We start from the raw sequence: 5,251 nt of genomic DNA on the forward strand, positions 1-5,251 counted from the left end.
TCTTGAGCGTCATCCGTGTCGTGTGGCGCCTGTTGCATCGGGCACCGCCGCGTCCCCAGGAGATGCCGCGTTGGGAGAGGTGGGGCGCTCGCCTCTCCCACGTCCTCCTCTATGTACTGATAGTTGGACTGCCGCTGAGCGGCTGGATCTACGTGTCGGCCGGCTGGAACCGCGCGATGGGAGCGGCCTTCGCTATCCCGACGCTGTGGTTCAACCAGTTCGAATGGCCGCACATCGGATTCGTCGCCAGCTTGTCCGAGGCGCGGCGCGCAGTCGTGGCCGACGTCTCCATGAATGCGCACGAGCTGCTCGGCTGGAGCGGTATCCTGCTGGTGGCCGTCCACGTGGCCGCCGCACTCAAGCATCACCTCGTCGATCGTGATGACGTGCTCGCCGGCATGGCTCCCTGGGTGCGCCCTCGCCACATACCTCAGACAAGAAAGGAAACAGGAAACGACAGCTTCCGCTTAAAATCCAGGGTCACTTCGCAGCGGAAATCAACGAGGAACCTTCATGTACCACATCCGTAAACTGGCGGCAGCTTGCCTGGCCGTCGGCGCCTCTCCCCTGTCCTTCACGCCAGCCGACGCCGCTGCTCCGGTCGATACAACCGTTCTTGCCGCAAGGGCCGATGCCGACATCGTCGTGTTTGGGCGAGGCGAGAGCAAGATCGGTGTCGCGGGCGCAGCGAGCGAGGGTAGCGTCGCAGGCTCCGACCTGCTCATCCGTCCGCTCCTGCGCGTGGCCGAACTCCTCGAAGCCGTGCCGGGCATGATCGCCGCGCAGCATTCGGGCAGCGGCAAGGCAAACCAATATTTCCTGCGCGGATTCAACCTCGATCACGGATCGGACTTCACCACCTATATCGACGGCGTGCAGATGAATTTTCGCAGCCACGGCCATGGCCAGGGCTATCTCGACCTCAACGGCCTGATCCCCGAGGTCATTGACCGGGAAGATTACCGCAAAGGCCCTTATCGCGCCGACGGCGGCGATTTCGCGATGGCTGGATCGGCCGCCCTGACAACCATTGAAAAGATCGACGCGCCCTGGGTCTCGGCCGAACTCGGCTCCTATGGCTGGCGGCGACTCGCGGCGGGCGGGACGATCGGCAATGTCGGCGGCGGCGACTTGACCCTTGTCGGGCAGTTCAAGATCTATGACGGCCCCTGGCAGCAGCCCGAGAAGCTGCGCCATTATTCGGCCTTTGCCAAATATGCAGCCGTGATCGGTCTTGGCAAACTGGACCTCAGCCTGCACGGCTATCGTGGCACATGGCGGCCGACCGAGCAGATCCCCGAACGCATCATCGGCTCCTCGATCTGCGCCGATGCCTTCTGCTCGCCCGATCCGACAGCGCGCGGGGAAACCACCCGCGTTGTTGCCAATGCGGCGCTTAGTGGGGAGAGTTGGTCGGCGAACGTCTATGGTCAATATTATGACTGGGCGATGAGCTCCAACCCGACCTATGCCAATGCCGATGGATCAAGCGCCCAGATTCTGCAGTTCGACAAGCGCGTCATCCTGGGGATGACGGGCCGTAAAAAATGGGAGATCTCTCCCTCGCTCGACATCAGCATCGGCACCGAAAACCGCTATGATACGATCGGCCCCGTCGGGGTCCACCACACCGACGCCGGAAGCTTCAAGGAATCATTGGGATCCTACGACGTCACCGAATCCTCGGGTGCGATCTATGGCGAAGCCACGCTTCGCCCTTTGCCAGGCGTGCGGGTGATCGGCGGCCTGCGCGGGGATTATTATCATTACATCGTACGAGCGCGCGACGATGTTGCCGCAGCGCTTGGCGCGGGGCGCGGCGATGATGCCATCCTCTCGCCCAAGCTGGCGCTGGCCTACTCTCCTGTCCCATCGCTCGAATTCTACGCCAATTGGGGCCGGGGGTTCCATTCAAATGACGTGCGCGGGGCGGTGAATACCGCGTCGCCCGTCCCGGTCCTGGTCCGGGGCACCGGCAAGGAACTGGGCGCTCGCTTTCAGACCGGTCCGTTCAGCCTCACCGCAACCTATTACTGGCTGAATGTCGGGAGCGAGCTGCGCTTCGTGGGAGACTCCAATGCGGTGGAGCCCACCGGCGCCAGCAAGCGGCGCGGTTACGAGCTGGTGGGCTTCTGGCGACCCCTGCCCTGGTTGGCCCTGGATGCCAACTATACCGCCAGCCGGTCGCGCTACGACAATGGTGACCGCATTCCCAATGCCTTTGAAAACGCCGCTTCAGCAGGCATTTCGGCCATGTTCGACCGCTGGAGCGGCAGCGTCCGCCTCCGCCATCTGGGTCCCTATCCGCTGATTGAGGATAATAGCGCCCGTGACAAGGGCAGCACCATCATCAACCTACGTGGAGCATGGAAACCGCCTCATCTCGAGGTTTTCGGCGAAGTGCTCAACCTCTTCGACAGTCGCGACAAGGACATCGCCTATTGGTATGAATCCTATATTCCGGGCTTTGACAGCGCGCCCACCGAAGGTCGCCTCAGTCGGGTGGTCGAGCCGCGCACCTTCCGGATGGGGATCCGCTACAGCTTCTGAGCGAGCAGGCTTGTACCGCCACGCTGCCCAGACGGACCCAGACGGAGAGCGCCCGTGCCCTGACAGCACTGTACCGCCAGCGTCACTGCAATTGCCTTTGGCGCGGCGGCGCAGACCGGCAAGCCGGGTATGAATGAGACAAGGGACAAAGCTTTCGTCCATCGCACGACAGACACCAGGAGACAGGCATGAAGAAAAGGCTGATCGCACTTGCATTCTGGATGACGTTCGTAGGCGGCTGCGACCGCAAGACGGACCAGCCCTCGGCGGACGCGCCGCCGGCTGACGTGCACAAGCTGATGGTGGAGAAAGTCGATCCGTCCGCCAAAAGCTATTGGAACGCCGTCCAATATGTCAGCGATGAGACCGGAAATCACGAAATTCGGCCGCGTAACGATGCGGAATGGACCCGAACTCGCGAGGCTGCGGAACGGGTTGGGCAATATGCCGCACTTTTGCGAACACCGGCCTATGCCAAAGGCCGCGGCCAGGACTGGCAGGAATTCGCGCAAGGCCTCTCGGACGCCGCCGGACTGGCCGCACAGGCAGCGGCAGCAAAGAACGTCAACGAGGTATTGGAAGTGGGCGGCGCGTTGTATAATGTCTGCAGCGCCTGCCATCAGGCCTATATGAAGTCGCCGGCCAGCCTCGCGCCAACGGGGACCAAAGGGCCTGAAAACGCCTCATGAGGCGGTGGACGCTTCCCCTCGCCGCCATGGCGCTGGCATTCTGGTCAGTGACCGCCCTGGCCCACGACGTGGCCGAAGGCGACAAGGCCTTCGTCCTGGCCACCGACGGTCCGGCGATCCTGCCGTTTCTCTATCTGGGCGCCAAGCATATGGTGACCGGGTACGACCACATCCTCTTCCTGATCGGGGTGGTCTTCTATCTTTATCGCCTGAAGGATGTCGTCCTGTACGTGTCGATGTTCACCATCGGCCATTCGACCACGCTGCTGCTGGGCGTGTTGCTGGGTTTTGGCGCGAATACCCATTTGGTCGATGCAGTGATCGGGCTATCGGTCGCCTATAAGGGCATCGAGAATATCGGCGGCCTCCGGAAACTCGGTATCTCCATCAATACCAAAGCGACCGTTCTTGCATTCGGCCTGGTTCATGGCCTTGGCCTCGCGACCAAGCTGACCGAACTTTCGTTGCCCAGAAATGGGCTGCTGACCAACCTCATCAGCTTCAACATCGGGGTCGAGATTGGGCAGTGCCTGGTCCTGGCCTTTGTCCTTATGCTGCTCGGCCTCTGGCGCGGCACGCCCAGCTTTCGAAACGGGGCGTTTACCGCCAATCTGGCGCTGATCGCCGCGGGCATATTTCTCGCCGGTTATCAAATTGCGAGGTATCTTGAATCATGACTGAAATTGAACCCGTGCGCCCCTCCCGGCGCGCGCTCGTCATTGGAGCCACGGCGACGCTCGCCATTGGCGCAGCAATTGTCGTCCTGTTCGTGCTTCCAGCCGAAACCGGCATCGATCCGACGGGCGTCGGAAACGTAACGGGCCTTTCCAGTATTGCAACCGCTGGAGCCAACCAGTTCTTGGAACGGGGCCTGAAACGCCAAGGTACGTTCACGCCCAGCCAGACGCCCCTGCCCCCCGAGCCAGGCGCCAGCGACCATTGGGAATTCGAACTCAAACCCTTTGAAGGCATTGAGCTTAAATATGTGGTCGATGAGGGGCAGCCGATACACTTCCACTGGTCGGGATCAGGACCGCTCAACTATGACATGCACGCCCATCCCTTCGACGGTGGCGAAGAGCTGACTGAAAGCTATGCAATCACCAAGGGCGACCGGCAGGCAGGCCGCTATGTCGCGCCGTTTACGGGCATCCACGGTTGGCATTGGCAGAATCGCAGCATGAACAACGTGCACCTGACGCTTGATGCTTCTGGCAAAATTAAAGGATCCAAGCTGTTCGATGCCGGCGGGGAACACGACCGGACGCTGACGCCTCCAACGTAGTAAGATAGCACAGGAGCCAGGGCTCTGTCAGAGCAAAACGGCGCGTTGCTCTGGGCGCTGCTAAAGTAGGGGCATGAGCCGCTCCAAGCCTGACAATCCGTTCCGCTACTTCAACTCGTCGCGCGAGGTGATCCGGCTGGCGGTGATGATGTACGTGCGCTTCCCGCTCAGCCTCAGGAACGTGGAAGACCTGCTCTTCGAGCGCGGTATCGACATCAGCCACGAGACGGTGCGCTACTGGTGGAACAGGTTCGGCCCGCTGTTCGCAGGCGACATTCGCCGGCAGCGGATCAGCCGCATGCGGGGATTTCGCCACTGGCGCTGGCACCTCGACGAAATGTACGTCAAGGTGAATGGCGAAATGGCTTATCTATGGCACGCCGTCGATCAGGAAGGCGAGATCCTGGAGAGCTATGTCACCAAAACCCGTGATAAGATGGCTGCGCTAACCTTCATGAAGAAGGCACTGAAGCGTCATGGATCTCCCGAATCGATCACCACTGATGGCCTCCGCACCTACGGCGCGGCAATGGATGAGCTTGGCAACCGGGCGAAGCAGGAAATCGGTCGGTGGGCGAACAATCGGGTCGAGAACAGCCACCTGAGGTGGCCTCGCCTTCTTGGACAGGTTGGCGGCTAAGTTAAGCTCATCGCGGATGTCGTTTTATGCCGCCATTTGGGTGATCAAATCCTGGGGGGCATGCCCCCCAGGATTTGAAGCGCCGAT

General features: G+C 61.3%; 5 protein-coding genes and 1 pseudogene. All 6 read left to right on the forward strand.

Annotated elements, in window-relative coordinates:
- On the forward strand, positions 1 to 530 hold a 530-nt coding region (locus tag MRBLSP13_RS17225), incomplete at its 5' end, for a cytochrome b (RefSeq protein ID WP_363755736.1).
- Positions 514 to 2,550, forward strand: coding sequence for a TonB-dependent receptor (locus MRBLSP13_RS17230; RefSeq protein ID WP_363736950.1), 2,037 nt, complete (start codon positions 514 to 516; stop codon positions 2,548 to 2,550). The genes MRBLSP13_RS17225 and MRBLSP13_RS17230, both read left to right, overlap by 17 nt.
- A 188-nt stretch (positions 2,551 to 2,738) precedes the next feature.
- A complete protein-coding gene (locus MRBLSP13_RS17235; RefSeq protein ID WP_363736951.1) occupies positions 2,739 to 3,239 on the forward strand; it encodes a hypothetical protein in 501 nt (166 codons plus the stop codon).
- Positions 3,236 to 3,916 (forward strand): HupE/UreJ family protein, encoded by a 681-nt coding sequence (locus MRBLSP13_RS17240; protein WP_363736953.1) that lies wholly within the window; start codon positions 3,236 to 3,238, stop codon positions 3,914 to 3,916. Before MRBLSP13_RS17235 ends, MRBLSP13_RS17240 begins: the two co-directional genes overlap by 4 nt.
- A complete protein-coding gene (locus MRBLSP13_RS17245) occupies positions 3,913 to 4,524 on the forward strand; it encodes a hypothetical protein (protein WP_363736955.1) in 612 nt (203 codons plus the stop codon). The genes MRBLSP13_RS17240 and MRBLSP13_RS17245 overlap by 4 nt, the downstream gene beginning before the upstream one ends.
- Before the next feature lie 73 nt (positions 4,525 to 4,597).
- Positions 4,598 to 5,140, forward strand: a pseudogene (locus MRBLSP13_RS17250) (IS6 family transposase); the annotation flags it as partial.
- Positions 5,141 to 5,251 lie beyond the last annotated feature (111 nt).

The organism is Sphingobium sp. LSP13-1-1.1 (assembly GCF_040676415.1).
Classification (GTDB): Bacteria; Pseudomonadota; Alphaproteobacteria; order Sphingomonadales; family Sphingomonadaceae; genus Sphingobium.

Bases quoted from the DNA above. Each gene is read 5' to 3' on its own strand.
- MRBLSP13_RS17240 (WP_363736953.1), top strand. From the start codon at position 3,236: ATGAGGCGGTGGACGCTTCCCCTCGCCGCCATGGCGCTGGCATTCTGG.
- MRBLSP13_RS17235 (WP_363736951.1), top strand. From the start codon at position 2,739: ATGAAGAAAAGGCTGATCGCACTTGCATTCTGGATGACGTTCGTAGGC.
- MRBLSP13_RS17245 (WP_363736955.1), top strand. From the start codon at position 3,913: ATGACTGAAATTGAACCCGTGCGCCCCTCCCGGCGCGCGCTCGTCATT.
- MRBLSP13_RS17230 (WP_363736950.1), top strand. From the start codon at position 514: ATGTACCACATCCGTAAACTGGCGGCAGCTTGCCTGGCCGTCGGCGCC.